Below are 23,319 nucleotides of genomic sequence, written 5' to 3'. Positions count from 1 at the left end.
TGCGATGCCATTCCGGCTCTGATGGGGGTTGGCATCGGCTGAGCCGATCCATCGGCCCTCCCTCCCTCGAATCCGCCCCTCTCAGCCCCGAACGAGGGGCGGACGCCGTCTCGGGGAAGCGCCTGGTGAGCGATGGCGGCTTATGTCCAGCCCAAGAGGCCTGCAGACGCCGTCTCGGAGACGCGTGTAGCGATCGATGGCGGCTTATACCCAGCCCAAGAGGCCTGCGGACGCCGTCGGGCAGGACCGCGTAGCGATCTGAGGCGCGCGGGCTCTGCCCGGGCCTCTCCGACGCCCCGAAGGTGTCTTGTCCCCCGGCCCGTTCTTCTGGGGGCTTCCCGGCTGTCCTCGATTTTCCGGGGCGGGACGGGCGGTCAAGGGTGGCCGAAGGCCATCGCGAAGCGACGCGACAAAGGAGCGCCCTTGAGGGACCGGCCCGACACGGAAGACGATAGGACGGACGGGAAACCCCCAGCACAACTGTGATGCCGCCCCACTCAGGCCCCGCCCCTTCCGCACCACCGCCGCGCCTCCCACCCCCGCCCCGCCGCGCCTCCCACCCCCGCCCCGCCGCGCCTCCCACCCCCGCCCCGCCGGAACCCCGCTCCCGCGCCGCCACCCTGTACCTTCCGACCCCGCCCCGCCGGAACACCGCTCTCCGCGTTGCTACCGCACCCCCCGGCCCCTGCCCCGGTGAAACCCCGCCCCGCTCAGACCCCGGCCCACCGGTTACCCGCCCCGCTCAGACCCCGGCCCGCGGGTTCCCCGTCCCACCGGTTACCCGGCCCGCTCAGACCCCGCTTCGCCGGTTCCCCGCGCCGCCGGTTCTGGGCTTGCGGGTACCCCGGTCTGCCGGTTCCCCGCCCCGCCGGTTCCCCGCCTGCGGGTTCCCCCCGTCCCGCCGGCCCCCGTCCCGCCAGGCCGCCGTCCCGCCGGCCCCCGTCCCGCCGGGGCCCCGCTCCTCGATGCCGTTCCTGCCTTGCTCCGCCTCGCGCTGTTCCTCCCCTCCTAACCCCGCCCCAGTAGGACCGTGCCCGAGGAGCAGAACCAGCCGCCTGTGCCCGAGGTGAGGGCCACCTCGGGGAGGTGGCCGCCGCGCTTGGTGACCTGGCCCTGCCCCGCCTCGCCGCGGAGTTGGCGGACCGCCTCGACCAGGAGGAACAGCCCGCGCATGCCGGGGTGGCAGGCGGACAGGCCGCCTCCGTCGGTGTTGACCGGTAGCTCCCCGTCGCGCAGCAGGCGGCCCTTCTCCACGAAGGCCCCGCCCTCGCCCTTCGCGCAGAAGCCGAGGTCCTCCAGAGTCACCAGGGTCATGTAGGTGAAGGCGTCGTAGATCTCCGCGAGGTCCACGTCCGCGGGGGTGAGGCCCGCCTGCTCGAAGGCGATGCGGCCCGAGACGGCGGCGGGGGACACGGTGAAGTCCTCCCACTCCGACATGGTGGTGTGCGAGACGGAGGTGCCCGCCCCCAGGATCCACACCGGGGCCTTCGCGGTGTCGGGTACATAGTCCTCCGCCGCCAGGAGCACCGCGCAGCCGCCGTCCGAGCGGATGCAGCAGTGCAGCTTCGTGAAGGGGTCGGCGATCATCTCGCCGGAGAGGACGTCCTCGACGGTGATCGGGTCGCGGAACATCGCGTCGGGGTTGGTCGCCGCGTTCGCCCGGGCCTGTACGGCGACGGAGGCGAGCTGCTCCAGGGTGGTTCCGTACTGGTGCATGTGGCGGCGGGCGGCCATGGCGTACTTGGAGATCAGTGTGTGGCCGTACGGGACCTCGAACTGCAGCGGTCCCCGCGCCCCGAAGGAGAGGTTCGACGTGCGGCGCCGGGCCTTGATGTCGGCACGGGCCGTGGAGCCGTAGACCAGCAGCACGGCGTTGGTGTGTCCGGCGGCGATCGCGTCCGCCGCGTGCGCGGCCATGACCTCCCAGGTCGAGCCGCCCACGGAGGTGGAGTCGACCCAGGTGGGGCGCAGGCCGAGGTACTCGGCCACCTCGACCGGGGCGAGCGTGCCGAGGCCGGCCGAGGCGAAGCCGTCGATGACGGAGCGGTCGAGGCCGGAGTCGGCCAGGGCGCGGCGGGCGGCCTGTGCGTGCAGGGCGTAGGGGGTGGGGCCGTCCACCCGGCCGCAGTCGGAGAGGGCGACGCCGACCACCGCGACCCGCCGGCGGGGGCGGGGGGTGGTTCCAGGTGTGAGTCCAGGCATGCGAGGACGGTACATCTGACGTATCGTCAGATGCCATACCCCCGGCCCCCCCCCGGCGCGCACCCCGCCCCGCCGCCCCGCGCAACCCGCCCCCGTCGCCCCCTGTGCATCTGTCGCCCGCCGCCCTAACATGACGGCCCGTCAGAAACGCCCCCGGCTGCCCGCCGGGTGGTGCCCCCGGGAGGAGCTCGACGATGGATGCCGCCTTCACCGCGGAGCAGGACGAGATACGGCGCACCCTGCGCGAGATCCTGGGCAAGCGCTGCGGCCCCGACGAGGTCAAGGCCGCGGTCCGCACCGCCGACGGGTACGACCGCGAGCTGTGGCAGCAGCTCTCCCGGCAGCTCGGGCTGCCGGGCATCGCCGTTGCCGAGGAGTACGGCGGGGTCGGCTGCGGCCCGGCCGACCTGGCGCTGGCCTGCGAGGAGACCGGGCGGGCACTGCTGCCCTCGCCGCTGCTGGCCACCGCCGCGCTGTGTGCGCCCCTGATCACCGCCCTCGGCACCGACGCCCAGCGCTCCGCACTGCTCCCGCCGCTGGCGTCGGGCGGGCTGGCCGCCGCCCTCGCCGTGCCCGGCCCGGCGCTGGCCACCGCCCTCGCGCTGACCGGAGAGGACGCCGCGGGCGAGTGGTCCGGCGGCGGCCGGGCGGGCGGGGTGCAGGCCCGCGAAGGCGCCGCCGGCGAGGGCTGGCGGCTGTACGGGGAGGCCGCCCAGGTGCTCGACGGCCACAGCGCCCCGCTGCTGCTGGTCGCCGCACACACCGGCGGCTTCGCGCGCAGCCGTACGCTGCTGTTTCTCGTACGGGAGGGCGCACCCGGCCTCGTCCGGTCCCGGCAGGCCGTGCTCGACGAGACCCGACCGCAGGCCCGGATCCAACTGCGCGATGCTCCAGCCGAGTTGCTCGGCGGGCCGGACGGCGAGGGGCGGGGCGTCGACGTGCTCGGGGCCCTCGCCGCCACCGGGCGCACCGCCGCCGCCGTGCTCGCCGCCGAGGCGGTCGGGGCGGCCGGCCAGGCGCTCGCACGCACCGTGGAGTACGTGCGCCAGCGCGAGCAGTTCGGCCGGGCGATCGGCTCCTTCCAGGCGGTCAAGCACCGGCTCGCCGACCTGTACGTCCAGGTGCAGGCGGCCCGCTCGGCGGCCTACTACGCCGCCTGGGACCCGGAGCAGGGCGGCCTCGCGCTCGCCCAGGCCCTGGAGGCGCTGCGGATGACGGCGGGGGAGGCGATCCAGCTCCACGGCGGCATCGGCTTCACCTGGGAGCACGACGCGCACCTGTACTTCAAGCGGGCGGCCTCCGACGAGCTGCTGTTCGGTCCGGTGCACCGGCTGCGGGCGCACGCCGCGGACCGCGCGGGCCTGTTCGGGCCGGCTCCGGCCGCTGTCGCCGCACCCGCACCGGCACCCGCATCCGCATCCTCCGCCGCGGCGGTCGCCGCGTCCTCGCCCGCACAAGAGAAGGTGGCCGTCTGATGGCTCGCGTGGCTCCCGGCGTCAAGCTGATGCAGAAGGTCTCCTCGACCATGCTGTTCGCCAAGATCGCACCGCACTTCATCCCCGCCATGGACAAGGCGGTGCACAAGCTCACCCGGGGCAAGGTCATGCTCAGCGCGCAGATGCTGCCGGGCGTGATCCTCACCGCCAAGGGGGCAAGGACCGGCGAACCGCGCACCACGCCGCTCGCGTGCATGCCGGAGGACGGCGGGACGAGCTGGATCCTGATCGGGTCCAACTTCGGCCGCCCCGGGCACCCGGCATGGACCGGGAACCTGCTCAAGCACCCGGAAGCGGACGTGAGTTGGCAAGGCGAGGACATAGCCGTACGGGCCCGGCTGCTGGCGGGTGAGGAGCGCGCGGCGGCGTGGCGGGCGGTGTTGGCGTTCTGGCCGCCGTACGCGACGTACCAGGCACGTATCGAGCGGGAGATCCGGCTGTTCCGCCTGGAGCGTCGCTGACCCCGGGCGGACCGTGGAGTGGCGCCGGCGGGGTGCCGGTGTGGTTGCGGTGTGGTTGCGGTGTGGCGCCGGCGCGGAGCCGGCCGGGGCGGCGGACCCGGAGCGGGTCCGCCGTTACTTGGTCGGCTTCTTGCCCGTGATGCCGAGGTGGACGAGCAGGGCCAGGTTCGGCTTGAGCTCGGCCTGCTTGACGCCCCAGGTCTGGAAGCCCTTCTGGTGCGAGGCGACCGCGGCCAGCATCGCGACCAGGGAGCCGGCCATCGCGGCGGGGCTGACGTCCTTGTCGACCTTGCCCTTGGCCTGGAGCTCCTTCACCGATTCCGTGAGGGAGTTGGTGACCGAGTTCAGGATCTTCATGCGGATCTTGTAGAACCGCTTGTCGCCCTCGGCCGCGCCGAGGTCGACCACGCGCAGGATCGCGTCGTTGCGACGCCAGAACTCCAGGAAGCCGTCGACGAGTTCCTCGGCGGCTGACCACCCGGACTTGCCGACCCAGGTCCGGCCCTCGACGAGCGACGTCAACTGCGCGCCCTCGGTGGCCATTTGCTCGGCGATCTCCAGGACGGCGCCCTCGACGTCCGGGAAGTACTGGTAGAAGGTCGCGGGGGAGGTGCCGGCCTTGCGGGCGACGTCGATCACCTTGACGTCGCGGTACGGCGAGGAGCTGAGCATCTCGCTGAGGCAGTCGAGCAGCTTCTGCCGCGTCGCCTGGCCGCGCCGGCCGGCGACACGCCCGTCGACGGTGCGTACTTGTCCTGTCATGCCGTCAGCTTACCGAGGGGTGATCGGCGCGCTATTCGGCCGCCTGCAAATGGGGTTACGGGGTCCCCGGCCTGGGCGGGAGGCCGTCCCGGGGCTGCCGCGGAGGCGGATTCCGGCCGGATGCACCCCGTGGTCGCCCCGTAGCCGCCCCGTCGTCGGCCCGTAGCCCCTGCGCCGTCACGGTCCGGGTGTGTCGCCCCGTTCCGCGAGCTTTCCCCCGAATAGTCTTATCAACAGGCTGTGGACAAGTTTTCGGGCGGATCATGGCTGGGAGAGGGTGGGAGGGTACACACCCCCGCAGAACGGAAGGAACCGGGCCCATGGCCGCATTCGTGGAAGGCGCACCCTGCTGGGTGGACGCCTCGCTTCCGGACGTCAAGGCGGGCAAGCGGTTCTACGGCGAGCTCTTCGGGTGGACCTTCGCGGACAGCGCGGGCGCCGAGTACGGCCACTACACGCAGGCCTACAGCCGGGGCCGCAACGTCGCCGCCCTCGCCCCCAAGCCCGACGGCCGGATGCCCACGGTCTGGGGCGTCTACCTCTACACCACCGACGCCTACGCCTGCGCCCAGCGCATCCGCGCCGCCGGCGGCCAGATGGTGATGGACCCGATGCCCGTCGGCCCGTACGGCACGGCCGCGATGGCCGCCGACCCCGGCGGGGCCGTCTTCGGGCTGTGGCAGCCCGGCACCCACCACGGCTTCGAGGCCCAGCAGGAGCCGTTCACGTACTGCTGGAGCGAGGTCTACACACGGGCCCGCGACGCCGTGGACGTCTTCTACGCCAAGGTCTTCGGCTACGTCCCGCAGGACCAGGACGACGCCGGCGTCGAGTACCGCATCTGGTCGCCGCCCGGCAAGGCGCCCGGCACGGACACCGCCGTCCTGGGGCGCAGCCTGATCACCGACGCCTTCCCTGAGATCATGCCGGCGCACTTCCTCGTCTACTTCGCCGTCCCGGACTGCGACCAGGCGGTGGCGACTGCGCGGCGGCTCGGCGGACGGGTCACCGCGGACCCCTTCGACACCCCTTACGGACGGATCGCGGTCGTCGCGGACAATCAGGGGGCGGTCTTCGGGCTCCTCTCGGAACCCCGCGCCGGGGCGGACGCGTAGGCGCCGGCGGCGGATCGCCGGGCAGATCACACCGCGCTGCTCGCCGTGCCGGGGCCGGACCCGGCCCGGGCCTGACAGAATCGGGGTTGCGCGACCCGGGCTGCGCCCCGGGATGAGACGCTGCACGGGGCATGGCCCCGTGCCGGTGGGAGCGGGCCCGGTGGGTGGCCCGTACGGGGAGGTGTGGAGGCGAGTGGTGGAGCAGCTGACGCAGCACGACCCGAGACGGATCGGCCCCTTCGAGGTGCTGGGACGGCTCGGCGCCGGCGGCATGGGGCTGGTCTATCTCGCGCGGTCCGCGTCCGGACGGCGGGTCGCGATCAAGACGGTGCGCACCGAGCTCGCCGAGGACCAGCTCTTCCGCGTCCGCTTCACCCGCGAGGTGGAGGCGGCGCGTGCCGTGTCGGGCTTCTACACCGCGGCCGTGGTCGACGCCGACCCGCGTGCCGCCGTGCCGTGGCTGGCCACCGCGTACGTGCCGGCGCCCTCGCTGGAGGAGATCGTCAACGAGTGCGGGCCCATGCCCGCCCAGGCCGTACGGTGGCTCGCCGCCGGCATCGCCGAGGCCCTGCAGTCCATCCACGGCGCCGGGCTGGTGCACCGCGACCTGAAGCCGTCGAACGTGCTCGTGGTCGAGGACGGCCCGCGCGTGATCGACTTCGGTATCGCGAGCGGTGTCTCGAACACCCGCCTGACCATGACGAACGTCGCCGTCGGCACCCCCGCCTACATGTCGCCCGAGCAGGCGAAGGACTCGCGCAGTGTCAAGGGCGCCAGCGACGTCTTCTCGCTCGGCTCCACGCTGGTCTTCGCCGCGACGGGGCACCCGCCTTACCACGGGGCGAACCCGGTCGAGACGGTCTTCATGCTGCTGCGCGAGGGTCCGAACCTGGAGGGGCTCCCGGAGGAGCTGCGGCCGCTGATCGAGTCCTGTATGCAGATGGACGCCTCGCTGCGGCCCACCCCGGCCGACCTGCAGGCGCAGCTGGCCCCGCACCTCTTCGACGGCGGCGACGACAGCGGCACCGCCTCGGCGTGGCTGCCGTCGCGGGCCGTCGCGATGATCGAGGCCCGGCGCGCGGGGAACCGTACGCCCGCCGCGGCCGTGCCCGCGCCCGGCCGCGACGCCCGTGGCGGCGGCGGGGCCCGCGGTCCGGTGTCCGAGCAGGCCACGCACCGCCGTCCGCGGGGTGCCGAGGGCTGGGTGGACCCGCGTACCGGCCAGGCCGTGCCGCAGCGCCCGCACCACCCGCCGCGGTCCCCGGTGCCGTCGGGCGAGCCCGTGCGCCTGGGCGGCTCGCCGGTGCCGATCGGGCCCGGCCCGTTCGCGACGGCCTCGGCGTCGGCGGCGCACACCCCCGCCGCGGACTCGGCGACCGGCTGGGTGCGCCAGCCCGACGGGTCCGCCCCGGTCCATGCCACCGGGCCGGTCACCCCGTCCGTTCCGGGGCCCGGCGCGGCTCCGGACAGCGGCCGTTGGCGTCCGTGGCGCTTCCGCATGTCGAACGAGGTCTGGGGGGCCCCGGCCGTCGCGGGCAACCTGCTGTACGTGACCTCCTTCGAGGTCCACGCCCTGGACGTGGCCAGCGGCCGCCGCCAGTTCAAGACGCGCGACGTCGCCTGGTCCATGGCGGTCGCCGACGGCCGGATCCACGCCTCCGACGGGCCCTCCCTCTACGCGCTCGACGCCTCCGACGGCTCCGAGCGGTGGCGGCTGTCCACCGATGCCTGGGTGTACGCGCTGCGCGCCGAGCGCGGCACGGTCGTCACCGCCACGCGCGGCGGCGGCGTACAGGGCTGGGAGGCGTCCAGCGGCCAGAAGCTGTGGGAGCTGACGGGCGCGCAGAGCGACTTCGAGACCCCGGAGGCGGCTCCCGTCCTCCACGAGGGCACGGTGTACGTGTGGCAGGACGCGCGGCTGCGCGCCCTGGACGCCCGCAGCGGCCGCGAGTCCTGGTCCTACCCGGTGGGCGACGCCGGATCCTGCGGGAACGTGCCCGTCCGGGTCACGCCGGCCCCCGACGGCAACGTGTACGTCGCGGCCGGCACCCGGGTGCTGTCGGTGGACCGGGCTTCGGGGCGGGTCCGCTGGCACTTCGAGGCCCCCGCGGTCTTCCTGGCCCCGCCGGCCTTCGCGCCGGGCGCCGCCGTGACGGGCGGCGGGGTCTACCTCGCCGACTACCTGGGCACCGTCTACGCCCTCGACGCGGCCACCGGCCAGGACCGCTGGCGGATCGCGACGGAGTCGCGGCAGTCCTCCGACCCGGTGCTCGTGGTGGGCGGCAACGTCCACCTGGGGGCGGGCAGCGCGCTCTACACGCTCGACGCGGTCACCGGCACCCCGAAGTGGCGGTTCGCGGCGGGCGGCGAGATCACGGGCCTGCCGGCGGTCGCGGACGGCCGGGTGCACTTCGGGTCGGCCGACCACTGCCTGTACACGCTGGACGCGGCGGGCGGCCAGCTCCGCTGGAAGCTGGCCACGGGCGGTGAGATCACGGGCGCCCCGGTCGCCGAGGCGGGCGTGGTGTACGCGTGCAGCAAGGACCGCTGCGTGTACGCCCTGGACGCGGCGAAGGGCACGGGCACCCGTACGAGCGGGTGACCCGACCGGGGCCGGGTCCGGCCCCGCCGGGTAGCGCACCGCACCGGGAGTGACAGGATGGACCCCATGAGCAACGTCTACTTCGACATCACCATCAACGGCGCCCCCGCCGGCCGCATCGTCTTCAACCTCTTCGACGATGTCGTCCCGGAGACCGCGCGCAACTTCCGCGAGCTGGCCACCGGCCAGAACGGCTACGGCTACGCCGGCTCCGGCTTCCACCGCGTCATCCCCCAGTTCATGCTGCAGGGCGGTGACTTCACCAACCACAACGGCACCGGCGGCAAGTCCATCTACGGCGAGAAGTTCGCGGACGAGAACTTCAAGCTGAAGCACGACCGTCCGTACCTGCTGTCGATGGCGAACGCCGGCCGCAACACCAACGGCTCGCAGTTCTTCATCACCACGGTCGTCACCCCGTGGCTCGACGGCAAGCACGTCGTCTTCGGCGAGGTCGTCTCCGGCCAGGAGCTCGTCGACCAGATCGAGGGCCTGGGCTCCCAGTCCGGCGCCCCCAAGGGCAAGGTCGAGATCGCCGCTTCCGGCGTCGTCGAGGCCTGATCCCCACCCGCCTGCACGGCCGGTCGGCCCCGCCCCCACCAGGGGGCCGGGGCCGCCGCCATGTCCGGGGGCCGGGGGCCGGGGGCGACGGCCCGCGGGGTCAGCGCAGGCGGGGCTCCGGGGCGGTGCGGCGGTTCGTGAAGAGCTCCGCCTGGCGGTCCGGCGGGAGGTTCCCCAGGGCGATCAGCGCCGGGGCCTGGGCGAGGGCCTGCTGGAGTGCGGCCTGCTTCGCCGACCACAGGGCCCGTACGGTGCCCTGCACGGCCTCCGTGGGGAAGCCGGCCAGGGTCTGCGCCGCCCGCAGGGCCGCCGGGAGCAGCCCGTCCGGCTCGGCCAGTTCCGAGACCAGCCCGATCTCGTGGGCCCGGCGCGCGGAGAGCCGTTCGGCGGTGCCCATCAGCGACATCCGTGCGGCCTCGCCGAAGGGCATGCGCTGCGCCATGTACACGGCCTCGTAGGCGCTGACCATCCCGTACGTGGTGTGCGGGTCGAAGAAGGTGGCCGTTTCGGAGGCGATGAGGAACTCCGACTCGCCCAGCAGGTAGAAGGCCCCGCCGCAGGCCATGCCGTTGACGGCGGCGATCACCGGCTTCCACAGGTCGCACGACTTCGGGCCGATCGCGATCAGCGGGTCGTCGGCGGAGTAGGGGGAGGCGGGCTGCGGCACGTCGACGCCGCGGTCGATGCCGGTGCAGAAGGCGGCCGTTCCGGCGCCGGTCAGCACGACCGCCCGTACCTCCCCGGCGAACCGCAGCTCGCGCCACGCCTCGCCCAGTTCGGCGGCGGTGGCCAGGTCGACGGCGTTGTGCCGGTGCTCCCGGTCCAGGGTGACGACCGCGACCCCGGTCGCCTTGTCCCGCTCCACCCGCAGGGTCACGACTTCTCCAGGAGCCAGCGCGGCACGGCCATTGCGCCCGTCTCGGTGAAGACCACGTGGACCCGTGCGCCGATGCGCAGCCGGGCCGGGTCCATGGAGTCGAGGGGGGCGTCGGCGGAGGTGACCAGGTTCCCGGCGAGCCGGATGTGCGGGGCGTCGGCGAGCTCGACGAGGATCACGTTGTACGGGGCCTGTGCGGCGTAGGCGGGAAGCAGCGGGGGGTGCGGCCGGACGTAGGACCAGATGCGGCCGCGGCCGCTCATGCGGCGCCACTCGCTGTCGAAGGACCGGCAGTGCGGGCAGCAGGGGCGGGGCGGGAAGCGCAGTCTGCCGCACGCGGTGCAGGCCTGGACGCGCAGTTCGCCGCGGGCGGCGTACTCCCAGAAGGGGGCGCCGTCCTCGTCGGGTACGGGCAGGAGCAGGGCGTCCGCGGACGCGGCGGCTTCGGGTGCGGTGGTCATCGGTCGGTCAGCTCCTCAGCAGGATCGCGGACGTCGGGACGCCTTCGCCCGCCGTCACCAGGCAGGTGGTGGCGTCCGGCACCTGGGCGGTGGAGACGCCGCGCAGTTGTTTGACGCCCTCGTTGATCAGGTTGAAGCCGTGCACGTACGCCTCGGACAGGCCGCCGCCGCCGGTGTTGATGGGGAGCCGGCCGCCCAGCTCCAGGGCGCCGCCCTCGGTGAAGGCGGCGCCCTCGCCGCGGCCGCAGAAGCCGTAGCCCTCCAGGGAGAGCGGGATGAGCGGGGTGAAGGCGTCGTAGATCTGGGCGACGTGCACGTCCTGGGGGCCGAAGTCGGCCTGCTTCCACAGGTGGCGGGCGGCGGTCCAGGCGGGCCCGGACAGGGGGTCGTCGTTCCAGTAGTTGACCATCCCGTGATGCTGGGAGGGCAGGCCCTGGGCGGCGGAGTGGACGTAGACGGGCTTGTGGCGGCAGTCGCGGGCCCGTTCGGCGGAGACGATCACGCAGGCGAGTGCGCCGTCGGTCTCCAGGCAGTTGTCGAACAGGCAGAGCGGGTCGCTGATCATGCGGGAGGTCATGTACATCTCGCGGGTCAGCGGGCGTTCGTACATCATCGCGGCGGGGTTCTCGTTGGCCCGGTTGCGGCAGGCCATGGCCACGTTGAAGAGGTGGTCGCGGGTGGCGCCGTACTCGTGCATGTAGCGGCGGGCCAGCATGCCGATCTCGTCGGCGGGGCGCAGCAGGCCGAAGGGCCGGGTCCACTGGCCGGGGGTGGGCAGCTGGACGGCGGTGTTCTTCCAGGGGCGCGGGCCGGAGCCGCGTTTGCGGGAGCGCCAGGCGACGCCGACGGTGGCCTGGCCGGTGGCGACGGCGGCGGCGAGGTGGCCGACGGTGGCGCAGGAACCGCCGCCGCCGTAGCCGATCTTGGAGAAGAAGGTGACGTCGCCGGCGCCGATGGCCTTGGCGACCTCGACCTCGTCGGTCTCCTCCATGGTGTAGGAGGAGAAGGCGTCGACCTCGCCGGGGTCGATGCCGGCGTCGGCCAGGGCGGCCAGGATCGCCCGGCAGGCCAGTTCCTTCTCGGACTGCGGCAGTTGTTTGGCAAAGGCGGTCTGGCCGATGCCGACTATCGCCGTAGCGTCCTTGAGCGTTGCCGCCATCGCCACCTCCGGGGAGTGCGCCAGTACTGACAGCCGCGAAGGCTACAGCTAATCTGACGGATAGTCAGCTACTGGGTTCGCGGGAGGGTGGCACGCATGGGCGACGAGGCGCTGCGCGAGGACGTGACGGAGGACGCGCTCGGAGGCGTGCGCGAGGACGCGCGCGGAGACCTGCGCTGGGACACCATCGCGGGGCTCGTCCGGTCGGCCGCGGCGCAGTACGGCGAGCTCGAAGCCGTCGTCGACGGGCGCGTCCGGATCAGTTACGCACAGCTCGGGGAGCGCGTCGAGCGCGCCGCCGCGGCCTGCGTGGCCGCCGGGGTGGAGCCGGGCGACCGGGTCGCCGTCTGGGCGCCCAACACCCTGGACTGGATCGTCTCCGCGCTCGGCGCCGTCTCGGCGGGCGCGGTCCTCGTTCCCCTCAACACCCGTTTCAAGGGGACGGAAGCCGCGTACGTCCTGCGGCGCAGCCGGGCCCGGCTGCTCTTCGTCACCGGCACCTTCCTCGGCACCTCCTACGTCGCCTCCCTGCGCCGGGCCGCCGCAGAGGGGCCCGGACGCGGGCCCCTGCCCGGGCTGCCGCACCTGGAACAGGTCGTCGTCCTCGCCGAGGACGCTCCCGACACCTTCCGCACCTGGAAGGACTTCCTCACGGGCGGGGACCGGGTCACGGCGCAGGCGGTCCGCGAACGCGCCGAGGCCATCAGCCCCGACGCCCCCTCCGACATCATCTTCACCTCCGGCACCACCGGCAGCCCCAAGGGCGCGGTCATCACCCACGCCCAGTCCCTGCGCTGCTACGACGTGTGGAGCGGGCTCGCCGGCCTGCGCGAAGGCGACCGCTACCTGATCGTGAACCCCTTCTTCCACACCTTCGGCTACAAGGCCGGGATCATCGCCTGCCTGATGCGCGGGGCGACGATGGTCCCGCAGCCCGTCTTCAACGTGGACACCGTCCTCGCCAACGTCGCCGCGGAACGGATCTCCGTACTGCCCGGCCCGCCCACCCTGCACCAGTCCCTCCTGGACCACCCGCAGCGCGGCCACCACGACCTCTCCGCCCTGCGCCTGGTCGTCACCGGCGCGGCCGTGGTCCCGCTCCGGCTCGTCGAGCGCCTGCGCGAGGAACTGCACATCGCCACCGTCCTGACCGCCTACGGGCTCTCCGAGGCCGGCGGCATCGTCACCATGTGCCGCCGAGGCGACCCCGCCGAGGTCATCTCCGCCACCTCGGGCCGGGCCATCCCGGACACACAGGTCGCGGTCCTGGACGGCAGCGGAAGGCCCCTGCCCGCCGGACGGGCCGGCGAGATCGCGGTCCGCGGCTACAACGTCATGCAGGGGTACTTCGAGGACCCCGACGAGACGGCCGCAGCGATCACCCCGGAGGGCTGGCTGCTCACCGGCGACGTGGGCGTCCTGGACGAGCACGGCAACCTGCGCATCACCGACCGGATCAAGGACATGTTCATCGTCGGCGGCTTCAACGCCTACCCGGCCGAGATAGAGCAACTCCTCGGACTGCACCCGGACATCGCGGACGTCGCGGTCGTCGGCGTCCCCGACGCGCGCCTGGGCGAGATCGGCAAGGCCTACGCGGTCCGCCGCCCCGGCTCCACCCTCACCGCCGACGACCTGATCGCCTGGTCCCGACGGGAGATGGCCAACTACAAGGTCCCGCGGGCGGTGGAGTTCGTCACCGAACTGCCGCGCAACGCGAGCGGCAAGGTCCTCAAACGCGAACTCCGAGCCCGCGAGGGCGGGCAGGGCCGGGGCGGCCCGGGTCAGCGGGCGTAGGAGCCTATGCCGACCAGGCAGTAGACGTACTGGTTGAGGACGATCGAGCCGCGCATGTAGCGGTAGGAGAAGGCGTACTGGGTCTTCGGGTTGTCGTTGCAGCTGTTCAGGTCGGAGGTGCCGGGGATGCTCTCGATCACCCGGTAGTGCGCGTCGGACGCCGAGCAGGGGACCTCGTCGACGCCGCTGACGCTGCGGGGCGTCGTGGAGTCCGGCAGCTGCCCGTTCAGGCAGGTGCCGCGGTCGAACGGGCTGGGCTCGGGGCTCGGCTCGGCGCTCGGTCCGGGGTCGTACGGGGTGGTGACGGCCGCTTCGGGCGTCGACGGCCAGGGGGACGGCGTGGGCGTGGGGGTCGGGGACCGGGAGGACGACCGGGTGGGTGTGGAGTCGCCGGTGGGCTTGGCGTCCGAGTCGTCGTCATTGCCGACCAGCACGAAGAAGCCGATGACCAGGACCGCGGCGATGGCCAGCCCCGCCAGGCAGCCGCGCCCGCCACCCGTCGACGGGGCCGGGACGGGCTGCTGCGGTACGGCGGCGGTCGTGGGCGGGGGAGTGATGCCGCCGGCGCCCGCGATCCAGGCCGCCCCCGCACCGGACACGTGGATGCGTAAGCGCACCTCCTCGGTGCCGACGCGGACTCTGACGAGGTCGCCGTGCCGGCAGGGCGGTATGCGCAGCCGGACCGGTCCCGACGGCAGCTCCACGGGGAGGATCACGCCGTGGGCGGCCTGCTGAGGAGTGATCGTTATGAGCATTTCCTGTGACGACACCGGCTGCTCCAAGGAGTGAGGGCGGTACGCAGGCTGCCTGACGGTTCCTCACGAATTGTGCCCGGTGTCCTGAAGGTGACGCAGCCGTTCCGCCGACTCAGAGCCGGCGGGCCAGGACCAGCCGCCAGCGCGGAGCGCCGCCGGCCTGGCGGCCGAAGTGCTCCAGCGGGACCGTCTCCACCGTGAAGCCGGCCGCCCGCAGGTCGGCGCGCACCCCGCTCAGCGGGAAGGTCCGGTAGTACATGACGAACGGCGGCCGCCACACCGCGTTGCGCACCCGCATCGCGGCGTCGAAGCCCGCCACCGCCCACCACACCGGTGAGCTCGGCGGGATCGGGGCGCCGATCGGGAAGGCGAAGACCCCGCCCCCGCGCAGCGCGGAGTGGATCCCGGAGAAGAGCGCGGGCCGCTCGGAGGGCAGGAAGTGGCCGAAGGCCCCGAAGCTGACCGCCAGGTCGTAGGAGCCGGCCAGGCCGGAGGGCAGGGCCCGCGCGTCGGCCTGTACGAAGTCCACGCGGTCGTCGCCGGGGTGCGTGCGCCCGGCCTCGGCGAGCATGCCCGCGCTGAGGTCCACCCCGGTGACCCGGTCCCGGCACAGCCGCCGCAGCATGCCGATGCCGGCGCCCGTGCCGCAGCAGACGTCCAGGCCGGCGCCGAACGTGCCCTCCCGCTGGGCGAGGGTCTCCTCGACCGCGTCGAGCATCCGGTCCGGGGTGCGGAAAGGGGTGTGGTCGAACTTCGGCGCCAGCAGGTCGTAGCCCCGCTCGACCGAGGAGAGGCCCTGCACTGCCAGTTCGCGGACGCTCGGCCCGTGGGAGGAGAACACGCCCCCAGCCTATGCCGCGCCGCGGAGCCCGGCCGGGCTTGGCGGACACACGTGTGCGGCGGTCGCGGTGGCTCCCCCTCCGGGCCACCGCGACCGCCGTCCCCCCGTTGCTCCCCCGAGCCCCCCGTTTCCCCCGTGGGCTCCCCCGTACGTCGTGCGGTTGTTACGGGCGCGGGCCGGACGCGTGGTTGTCCAGCGTCTGGATCTCCTCGCCCGCGGCCTGGTCCTCGGTCGGCGGCTTGATCTCGATGCCCGACGCGTGGTTGTCCAGGGTCTCGATCTCGACGCCCGAGGCGTGGTTGTCGAGCGGCTTGACGGTGCCGTCGTTCGGCAGGATGTTCTCGTTCGTCGTCATCGGTTTCTCCTGATGGATGGGTGGGACCCGTTCGGCGATTCCCCCGATGACCGCCGAACGGGTGATCCTTCCAATCGGCCCGGATGTCCCCCGACGCACCGGGTCGATGCACCTATCGTGCCGTCCGGCGATAAACGAACGATGAACGCCTCGTTCAACAGGCGTCTGCGCAGGTCAGGCCGCGATCTCCGTGGCCAGCAGGTTCTGCACCTCGCCCAGTTCGGCCGAACCGAGCTGTGTGAACACCGTCTCCGCGTCCCGCCAGCAGACCCGCGCCCGGTCCGTCTGGCCCAGCCGTCGCAGCGCCTTGCCCAGCACGGTCAGGACGGTCGCGCGCCGCCACTCCCCGCCGATGCCGCGCAGCGCGATGGCCTGCTCGGCGTGCGCGGCGGCCAGCGTGGGCCGGCGCGCCGCGAGATGGGCCTCGGCGAGCCGGAAGTGGGTCACGCCCTCCCACAGCGGCTGCCGGTTGTCGTGGAACAGTGCCAGGGCCTCGGTGAGTTGGGCGAGGGCCTCGCCGAGCCGGCCCGCCTGGGTGAGCGCGATGCCGAGCGCGTAGCGGCCGTTGGCCAGCCGCAGGGACAGGCCCATCCGGTCGTAGATGGCGATGCCCTGCTGCGCGAGGTCTATGGCGCTGGTGAGGCGGCCCAGTTCCACATGGATGCGGGACAGGTTGCACAGGGCGCTCGCCTCGCCGACGTTGTTGCCGTCGGCGCGGAAGTTCCGGATGGCCTGCAGCAGGTGGCGCTCGCCGTCGGCGTGCCGTCCCTCGTAGAGGGCGATGATCCCGCGGTCGTTGGGCGCCCAGCAGCTGGGCAGCGGGTCGCCGGCCTCGCGGGCCAGGGCCGTGGCCTGGCGGGCCTCGTCGTCGGCCTCGGCGAAGCGGCCGGCGACCAGGTGCACGTTGGTGAGGGTGGTGCGGGCACGGCCCTCGGCGTACGGGTCCTTGGCGGCCTGGGCGGCGTCGCGCAGGGCGGTCGCCGCGGATTCGTACTGCTTGGAGTTGGCCCCGGACTCGGCCAGGTCCTTGGCCGCCCACAGCAGGTCGACGGCCCGGCGCAGCACCGGTGAGTCGCCGCCCCGTACGGAGGCCTGCCGTACGCACGCCAGCAGCGGGCCGGCCTCGGTGTACAGCCAGTCCAGGGCGGAGCGCGGCTCTGCGAAGACCAGACCGGGGTAGTGGGTGTCGGACAGGTGCGCGGGCAGCCGGTCGCCGGGGCGCTCCAGTGCGTACACCCCCGAGGCGGTGGCGAGGTAGAAGTCCAGGAGGCGGTCAAGGGCCGCTTCGCGCCCGCTCGGCGGCTGCTCGTCGCGTTCGGCGCACGCACGCGCGTAGAGGCGTACGAGATCGTGGAAGCGGTAGCGGCCGGGGGCTGCGGATTCGAGCAGGGAGCAGTCGACTAAAGCCTCCAGGAGGTCCTCGGTGTCGTACTCGGGCAGGTCGAGGACGGCGGCGGCCGCGGACAGCGAGATGTCGGGGCCGTCGGCGAGGCCGAGGAGGCGGAAGGCGCGCTGCTGGGCGGGCTCCAGCTGGCCGTAGCCGAGCTCGAAGGTGGCCTTGACGGCGAGGTCGCCGGCCTGGAGCTCGTCGAGGCGGCGGCGTTCGTCGCCGAGCTTGGCGGCGAGGACGGAGACGGTCCAGGTGCGGCGGGCCGCGAGCCGGGAGGCGGCGATGCGGATGGCCAGCGGCAGGAACCCGCAGGCGCCGACGACGTCGAGGGCGGCCTGGCGTTCGGCGCGTACGCGTTCCTCGCCGACGATGCGGGTGAAGAGCTGGAGGGCCTCGTCCGGGCTCATCACGTCGAGGTCGACGAGATGGGCCCCGGCGAGGCCGGCCATGCGGACGCGGCTGGTGACGAGGGCGGCGCAGCCGGCGGTGCCGGGCAGCAGCGGGCGGACCTGGGCGGCGTCGCGGGCGTTGTCGAGGAGGACGAGGACGCGGCGGCCGTCGAGGGTGGAGCGGTAGAGCGCGGCCCGCTCGGCCGGGGAGTCGGGGATGGCGGTGTCGGGGGTGCCGAGCGCGCGCAGGAAGGAGCCGAGGACGGCTTCCGGCTCGGCGGGGCGGGCGTCGGTGCCCTGGAGGTCGACGTAGAGCTGGCCGTCGGGGAAGTGCGGGCGGGCGGCGTGGGCGACGTGCACGGCGAGGGTGGTCTTGCCGACGCCGCCGATGCCGGCGAGCGCGGAGACGGCCATGACCTGGTCCTGGGCGCCGCCGGAGAGGATCGTGCCGAGCTCGTGCACGAAGCTGGAGCGGCCGGTGAAGTCGGGTACGGTCGCGGGCAATTGGGCGGGCCTCACGTGAGCGGCGGTGGCTGCCGGGGCGGGGTCTTCCGCGCGGGCCAGGTCGGCGTCGGCGTTCAGGATGCGCTGCTGGAGCGCGGCCAGTTCGGGGCGCGGGTCGACGCCGAGTTCGTCGGCGAGGAGCCGGCGGGTGTCGGCGTAGACGGCGAGGGCCTCGGCCTGCCGGCCGCTGCGGTAGAGGGCGAGCATGAGCAGCTCGCGCAGCCGTTCGCGCAGCGGGTGGGCGGCGGTGAGGGCGGTGAGCTCGGAGACGGCCTCGGCGTGGTGGCCGACCTCCAGGTCGAGGTCGAGGCGGGTCTCCAGCAGCTGGAGGCGCCATTCGGCGAGCCGGGTGCGCTCGGTCTCGGCGTGCGGGCCGGGGACCCCGGCGAGGGGTTCGCCCTCCCACAGGTCGAGGGCGCGGGCCAGGAGCGTGCGGGCGAGGGAGCGGTCCCCGGCGGCGCGGGCGCTGTCGGCGTCGGCGGCGAGGCTGCGGGCGACGCCGAGGTCCAGGGTGGCGGCGGAGCGCAGCCGGATGGCGTAGCCGCCGGACTCGGTGACGAGCAGGCCGGGGGCGACGACCTTGCGCAGGCGGGAGGCGTAGGTGCGGATGGTGGCCAGGGCCTGCTGCGGGGGGTCCTCGCCCCAGATGGCGTCGATGAGTTCGGGTGCGGTGGCGGTGCGGCCGTCGCGCAGCAGGAGCACGGCGAGCAGGGCGCGCTGCTGGGGGGTGCCGGAGGGCAGGGCCTCGCCGCCCCGCCAGGCGCGCACGGGGCCGAGGACGGCGAACCGCGATTCGGCTGCGGCGGGCTCTGCCGCACCCGGGGTGGTGCCCGCTGCGGCGGTCTCGGCGGCCCGGTCCGTGGTGGGCCCGGCGCTGTCGCCTCCGGCGGGGGCTCCGGCGCGGGCCGGGGCCGTGCCGTCCGCGGCGGGCTCGGGGGTCTCGGCAGGCTCGGGGGTCCCGCCGGCGGCGGTGGCGCGGGCCGGCTCCGAGGCGCGGGCCGGCTCCGAGGCGCGGGTCGGGTCCGAGCCGTCGGTGGTGGGGCCCGCGGCAGCGGGTGCCGGGGCCGCGGGGCCTGCCGCGTCGGCGGCGTGGCCCTGGCCGGATGTGGCACCGGCGCCGGCGGGGCGTGCGGTGTGCGGGTTGCCCGCGGGGGTGCCGGTGCGCGCCGGGCCGGTCGCGGCTGCGGCGGTGCCCCGGCCTGACGTGGTCCCGGCGGAGGCGGGCCCGGTGGCGCGGGTCGCGGGCCGGCGCGGGGCTGCGGTACCCGTGGCGGCGGGGTCGGCCGTGCCGGGTTCCGGACGTGTACCGGGGGTGGCCGTCGGCGGTACGGGACCGGCGGGGCGGGCGGTGGGGCCGGCTTGGGACGCGGCGGCAGCCGCACGGGCCTCGGGGTGTTTCCGCGGGTGCGGGATGGCCGGTACGCCGTCCATCTGTCGTCCCCCTGCCTTCCGTCGGTGTAAGGGTCAGTCTGCCCTGTCTCGCGCGTACACGTCAGCCCGTCCATGACCGATCACAGACCAACTAGCTGACGGTTCGTCAGATCGGCGCTACCGTATGAGCCATGGAGACCTTCCCGAAGATCATCTCGGTGGACGACCACACGGTTGAGCCCCCCAACGTCTGGCGGGACCGGCTCCCGTCCAAGTACCGCGACATCGGCCCCCGTATCGTCCGCGCCCCGTTGAAGGAAATGACCTTCCTCGGCGGCAAGTTCGCCCCCGTCATGGGAGCCCCCGGCGACGACGGCCCGATCGGCGACTGGTGGGTGTACGAGGACCTGCACCGGCCGCTCACGCGACTCGACACCGCCGTCGGGTACGACCGCGACGAGATCAAACTGGAAGTCATCACCTACGAGCAGATGCGCCCCGGATCCTTCTCGGTTCCCGACCGCCTCGCCGACATGGACGTCAACCACGTCCAGTCGGCCCTCTGCTTCCCGACTTTCCCCCGCTTCTGCGGCCAGACCTTCACCGAGGCCAAGGACCGTGAGCTGGGGCTCCTCGGGGTACGGGCCTACAACGACTGGATGGTGGAGGAGTGGTGCGGCCCCGAGACGCACGGCCGCCTCATCCCGCTCACCCTGATCCCGCTCTGGGACGCCCGGCTGGCCGCCGCCGAGGTCCGCCGCAACGCGGCGCGCGGCGTGCGCGCGGTCGCCTTCTCGGAGATACCCCCGCACCTGGGCCTGCCGTCCGTCCACACCGACGAGTGGGACCCCTTCCTGCAGGCGTGCGACGAGACCGGCACGGTCATCGCCATGCACATCGGCTCCTCGTCCCGCATGCCGTCCACGTCCGCGGACGCCCCGCCGGCGGTCGGCTCCACCATCACCTTCGCCAACTGCTGCTTCTCCATGGTCGACTGGCTGATGAGTGGCAAGTTCGAGCGCTTCCCCAATCTGAAGATCATGTACGCGGAGGGCCAGATCGGCTGGATTCCATACATCCTCGAGCGCGCGGACGTGGTCTGGGAGGAGAACCGCGGCTGGGGCGGGGTCGCGGACAAGGTGCTCCGGCCGCCGTCCGAACTCTTCGCCGGGCACGTCTTCGGCTGCTTCTTCGACGACGCCTTCGGCCTGAAGAACCTCGACTCGATCGGCGTCGGCAACGTCCTCTACGAGACGGACTACCCCCACTCCGACTCCACCTGGCCGAAGTCCCGCGAGGTCGGCGAGGCGCAGATGGGCCACCTGGCGCCGGACGCGGTCGACCGCATCGTGCGCGGCAACGCGATCGACCTCCTCGGGCTCACCCCGGACGGCCTGTGGCCGGGACCGGGCTCGGCTGCCTGACCGACCCGGCCCGGCCCGACCTGACCCGACCCGGCCCGACCCGGTCAGGCCGGTGCCCGACCGCTCGTGACCGTGCCGACCGGTGCGGTCACGAGCAGGAGCGAGACGGCCAGGCCCGCCGCCGTGAGCACCGGCAGCAGCAGCGTCACGTCCACGAGGGCGACGAGCCCGGCGCCCAGTACCAGGGCCAGCGCGTTCGGTACGAAGACCAGGGTGTTGGCGGTGGCCGCGGTGCGGCCCACGACGGAGTCCGGTACCTCGCGCTGCACGGTGGTCAGCGCGGCGATCAGCACGCACGGCAGGCCCGCGCCGATCAGCGCGCTGCCCACCAGGGCCGCCGCCTCGTACGGCAGCGCCCGCCCGCCGCATCCCAGCGCGAACAGGGCCGTGCCGGCCGCCGTGAACACACGCACCGGCATCCGCCGCAGGAGCGGGCCCGCGAGGAGCCCGCTCACGACGGAACCCGCGCCCTGCACCGCGTACAGCACCCCCACGTAGGCGGGTGTGCGGCCGAGGACGTCGTCGGCGACCGCGTAGACCACCGCGCCGTTGATCCCGGCCAGGAACATCACGGCGGCGGCCGCCGACACCAGCGGGCGCAGCACCGGTGAGTCCCACAGCTGCCGGCCGCCCTCCAGCGCCCGGGCGAAGCCGCCGGCCCTCGGATCCGTCGGCGGACCCTTTGGCCGGGGCGCGTCCCGGTCCACCCGCAGGAGCACGAACAGGCCCGCAGCCAGGGCGAACGTCACCGCATCGAGCAGGGCCACCGACGCTCCGCCGAACCGCGTGAACAGGGCGGCGCCCGCGAGCGGCGCGAGCAGCTTCATGCTCTCCCCGGCCGTCATCCGCAGCCCGTTGAAGTCGCCGAGGAGGCGGACGTCGACCGCCCTCGCCACCAGGGCTGCCTCCGCGGCCTCGTGGAGGGTGCCGCAGATCCCGTAGACGAGGAGGACGGCGAAGAGCAGCCACACCCGGCCGGCCGAGTCGACCAGGCACAGGGCGGGCAGCAGTACGGCCATCACCAGGCAGGCGGCCACCAGCAGGGGCCGGCGCGGCAGCCGGTCGGCGAGCACGCCCAGGGCCGGACCGGCGAGGACCGGCGCCCACATGGTGAACACCGTCAGCGCCGCGAGGCTGTCCGAGCCGGTGAGCGACTTCACCCAGACCCCGGCCACCAGCCACATGGCCGTCGTGCCGAACCCCGACACCACCACCCCGAGCAGGTAGAGCCCCGCATTGCGGTCCCGCAGGACCCGTCCGCTTCCCCAGTCGCCCATGGTGCCAGCGTGCTTCTAAGGCGGGCCGGTGCGGATCGGGCACCTTCCCTACGCGGACGGGCCGCCCGCTGCCTGCGGGCGGCCCGGGGCCGGACTACTTCGGGGTGGCCCAGACCTGGCGCTTGTTCGTGTTCGCCGTGTGGAGCTGGACCGCCGTGCCGTTGGCGGTCGCGCCGCCGGTCACGTCGAGGACCTTGCCCGACGCGACATGGACGATCTGCCCCTTGGCATTCACCGACCAGCGCTGCGCCGCCGTGCCGTTGCAGTCGTGGAGGCCGATCCTGTTTCCGTCGGTGCTCGCGTTGCGCGCGTTGTCCAGGCACTTCCCGAAGGCACGGAAGGTGCCGTCCTTGCCCAGGATCCAGGACTGGGCCGCGGAGCCGTTGCACGAGTAGAGCTGGATCTGCGTGCCGTTGGCGGCCTTGCCGCCCTTGACGTCGAGGCACTTGGAGCCGATCCCGGTCACCTTGCCCTGAGGGGACAGCGTCGCCCCGGCGCCGGCCGCGAGGCGGCGCAGGCCCTGGACGTCGTACTGCTGGACGTAGGTGCCCGCCCGCTTGTCCTGGTAGGCGTAGGTGGGGGAGCACATGACCGGGAACTGGCCCGAGTCGGTGCCCTTGACGCAGTCGCTCTTGGTCAGGCTGCGGTTGGCGTGCGCCAGGCCCAGCGTGTGTCCGAGCTCGTGGCTGACGTGGTTGCGCATGTACGTCTCGCCCATGGCGGCGGTCGGCTTGCCGGCCGCGGTGAAGAACGAGTCGTCGATGTAGGCGTGGCCGCTGGTCACGGTCTCCGCCACGGAGGAGCTGGTGAAGCCGCAGCTGAGGTTGGCGGTGCCGGTACCGTCGCGGACGATCTTCCAGCCCGTGCTGCCCATGCTGCCTTCGCCGGCCGGCGGGACGCACGGGCGGTGCAGCACGCCCACGATCACCTCGCCCTTGGGCCGGACGTATTCCCAGCCGACCGGCTTCGTGTCGACGGTGACCGGGAGGTTCGTGATGCGGCGCAGGTCCGCGGCGGAGGCCTGGACGTACGGACCCAGCCAGTCCGCGGACTTCTGGTCGTAGAACTTGATGGTGTAGCCGGTCGCCAGCCACTTGGTCGCACCGCTCAGCTTCCAGCCCTCGCCCTGCGGCGGAGCGGGTGCGGCGGCCGCGGCGGAAGCGGCGGCAGGGGCGGAAGCGGCCGACCTCGTGGCGGCCTTCGGCGCCGCCTGCGTGCCGAGCGACATGACGCCGTTCCTGAAGACCGTGCCGTCGCTGCCGTGGGTGGTGGAGTCCTCCGCGTGGGCATCGGGCCCTTCACCGGTCGGCGGGGCGCTGTACGGGGCGCTGTCCTCGGCCCCCGCGGTGTCCTCGGTGCCGAATGCGGTGGAGGGGAGCTGGAGGGTTCCCACGATCGCGGCCGCGGCCGCCGCGGCAACGATGGATATCCGGTGCTTGCCTGGGAATCGCAAGTGTTCGTTGCCCTCTCGTCAAGAATCTCTTTCCGCGGGCCCGCGCGGCGGCGGGGGCGGCGAGAAT

Annotated in this window: 18 protein-coding genes; 7 read left to right on the top strand and 11 right to left on the bottom strand. The window is 73.7% G+C overall.

Annotation, left to right across the window (positions count from 1 at the left end; genetic code table 11):
- Window positions 1–1,008 precede the first annotated feature (1,008 nt).
- Entirely contained in the window at window positions 1,009–2,202 is a 1,194-nt protein-coding gene (locus tag E6U81_RS06350; RefSeq protein WP_136229096.1) for an acetyl-CoA acetyltransferase, read from the bottom strand.
- Window positions 2,203–2,396: 194 nt separating this feature from the next.
- On the opposite strand from E6U81_RS06350, the gene E6U81_RS06345 reads away from it, so the two are divergent.
- Entirely contained in the window at window positions 2,397–3,677 is a 1,281-nt protein-coding gene (locus E6U81_RS06345) for an acyl-CoA dehydrogenase family protein (protein WP_136229095.1), read from the top strand.
- Window positions 3,677–4,159 carry a nitroreductase family deazaflavin-dependent oxidoreductase gene (locus E6U81_RS06340; RefSeq protein ID WP_206309858.1) on the top strand — a complete coding sequence of 161 codons (483 nt, stop codon included), beginning with the start codon at window positions 3,677–3,679 and terminating at the stop codon, window positions 4,157–4,159. The genes E6U81_RS06345 and E6U81_RS06340 overlap by 1 nt, the downstream gene beginning before the upstream one ends.
- 114 nt (window positions 4,160–4,273) lie before the next feature.
- On the opposite strand, the gene E6U81_RS06335 is transcribed toward E6U81_RS06340, so the two are convergent.
- On the bottom strand, window positions 4,274–4,921 hold the full coding sequence (locus E6U81_RS06335) for a TetR family transcriptional regulator (RefSeq protein WP_031150426.1): 648 nt from the start codon (window positions 4,919–4,921) through the stop codon (window positions 4,274–4,276).
- Between the two features lie 320 nt (window positions 4,922–5,241).
- Here E6U81_RS06335 and E6U81_RS06330 point away from each other — a divergent pair, with 320 nt between their 5' ends.
- The 3 genes from E6U81_RS06330 (at window position 5,242) to E6U81_RS06320 (ending at window position 9,199) form a co-directional block, all read left to right on the top strand.
- On the top strand, window positions 5,242–6,036 hold the full coding sequence (locus E6U81_RS06330; protein ID WP_136229094.1) for a VOC family protein: 795 nt from the start codon (window positions 5,242–5,244) through the stop codon (window positions 6,034–6,036).
- Window positions 6,037–6,229: 193 nt separating this feature from the next.
- Window positions 6,230–8,638 (top strand): PQQ-binding-like beta-propeller repeat protein, encoded by a 2,409-nt coding sequence (locus tag E6U81_RS06325; protein WP_206309857.1) that lies wholly within the window; start codon window positions 6,230–6,232, stop codon window positions 8,636–8,638.
- Window positions 8,639–8,704: 66 nt separating this feature from the next.
- The gene (locus E6U81_RS06320) at window positions 8,705–9,199 is read left to right on the top strand and encodes a peptidylprolyl isomerase (protein WP_136229092.1); all 495 of its coding nucleotides are present in this window, start codon (window positions 8,705–8,707) and stop codon (window positions 9,197–9,199) included.
- 100 nt (window positions 9,200–9,299) lie between these two features.
- Here E6U81_RS06320 and E6U81_RS06315 read toward each other — a convergent pair whose 3' ends face one another.
- Genes E6U81_RS06315 through E6U81_RS06305 form a run of 3 tightly spaced genes read right to left on the bottom strand, consistent with a single transcriptional unit; the run spans window position 9,300 to window position 11,696 of the window.
- A complete protein-coding gene (locus E6U81_RS06315; protein ID WP_136229091.1) occupies window positions 9,300–10,076 on the bottom strand; it encodes an enoyl-CoA hydratase/isomerase family protein in 777 nt (258 codons plus the stop codon).
- A complete protein-coding gene (locus tag E6U81_RS06310) occupies window positions 10,073–10,537 on the bottom strand; it encodes an OB-fold domain-containing protein (protein ID WP_136229090.1) in 465 nt (154 codons plus the stop codon). The genes E6U81_RS06315 and E6U81_RS06310 overlap by 4 nt, the downstream gene beginning before the upstream one ends.
- A 7-nt stretch (window positions 10,538–10,544) precedes the next feature.
- Window positions 10,545–11,696 carry a lipid-transfer protein gene (locus E6U81_RS06305; RefSeq protein WP_136229089.1) on the bottom strand — a complete coding sequence of 384 codons (1,152 nt, stop codon included), beginning with the start codon at window positions 11,694–11,696 and terminating at the stop codon, window positions 10,545–10,547.
- Between the two features lie 96 nt (window positions 11,697–11,792).
- Between E6U81_RS06305 and E6U81_RS06300 the strand changes: the two genes are divergently transcribed.
- Window positions 11,793–13,493: a FadD3 family acyl-CoA ligase gene (locus E6U81_RS06300; RefSeq protein WP_136229088.1), complete on the top strand. Its 1,701-nt coding sequence runs from the start codon at window positions 11,793–11,795 to the stop codon at window positions 13,491–13,493.
- On the opposite strand, the gene E6U81_RS06295 is transcribed toward E6U81_RS06300, so the two are convergent.
- The 4 genes from E6U81_RS06295 to E6U81_RS06280 form a co-directional block, all read right to left on the bottom strand.
- Window positions 13,481–14,263 carry a hypothetical protein gene (locus tag E6U81_RS06295; RefSeq protein WP_136229087.1) on the bottom strand — a complete coding sequence of 261 codons (783 nt, stop codon included), beginning with the start codon at window positions 14,261–14,263 and terminating at the stop codon, window positions 13,481–13,483. The two genes, E6U81_RS06300 and E6U81_RS06295, sit on opposite strands and share 13 nt — an antisense overlap.
- A gap of 97 nt (window positions 14,264–14,360) precedes the next feature.
- Window positions 14,361–15,089 (bottom strand): class I SAM-dependent methyltransferase, encoded by a 729-nt coding sequence (locus tag E6U81_RS06290; protein WP_136229086.1) that lies wholly within the window; start codon window positions 15,087–15,089, stop codon window positions 14,361–14,363.
- Window positions 15,090–15,252: 163 nt separating this feature from the next.
- Window positions 15,253–15,444 (bottom strand): hypothetical protein, encoded by a 192-nt coding sequence (locus tag E6U81_RS06285; protein ID WP_136229085.1) that lies wholly within the window; start codon window positions 15,442–15,444, stop codon window positions 15,253–15,255.
- 174 nt (window positions 15,445–15,618) lie between these two features.
- Complete coding sequence (locus E6U81_RS06280) at window positions 15,619–19,158, bottom strand: BTAD domain-containing putative transcriptional regulator (protein WP_240803678.1); 3,540 nt, start codon at window positions 19,156–19,158, stop codon at window positions 15,619–15,621.
- Window positions 19,159–19,289: 131 nt separating this feature from the next.
- Between E6U81_RS06280 and E6U81_RS06275 the strand changes: the two genes are divergently transcribed.
- On the top strand, window positions 19,290–20,522 hold the full coding sequence (locus E6U81_RS06275; RefSeq protein WP_136229084.1) for an amidohydrolase family protein: 1,233 nt from the start codon (window positions 19,290–19,292) through the stop codon (window positions 20,520–20,522).
- A 44-nt stretch (window positions 20,523–20,566) separates the two neighbouring features.
- On the opposite strand, the gene E6U81_RS06270 is transcribed toward E6U81_RS06275, so the two are convergent.
- Both E6U81_RS06270 and E6U81_RS06265 read right to left on the bottom strand, forming a co-directional pair.
- Window positions 20,567–21,799 carry an MFS transporter gene (locus E6U81_RS06270; RefSeq protein ID WP_136229083.1) on the bottom strand — a complete coding sequence of 411 codons (1,233 nt, stop codon included), beginning with the start codon at window positions 21,797–21,799 and terminating at the stop codon, window positions 20,567–20,569.
- Window positions 21,800–21,893: 94 nt separating this feature from the next.
- Window positions 21,894–23,252: a ricin-type beta-trefoil lectin domain protein gene (locus E6U81_RS06265; protein ID WP_136229082.1), complete on the bottom strand. Its 1,359-nt coding sequence runs from the start codon at window positions 23,250–23,252 to the stop codon at window positions 21,894–21,896.
- Window positions 23,253–23,319: the final 67 nt, after the last annotated feature.

It is taken from the genome of Streptomyces sp. A0592 (assembly GCF_004795115.1).
In the GTDB taxonomy this organism is placed as follows: domain Bacteria; phylum Actinomycetota; class Actinomycetes; order Streptomycetales; family Streptomycetaceae; genus Streptomyces; species Streptomyces erythrochromogenes.
Note: the sequence above shows the minus strand (reverse complement) of the source record. Positions and strands in the feature narration are given on the sequence as shown.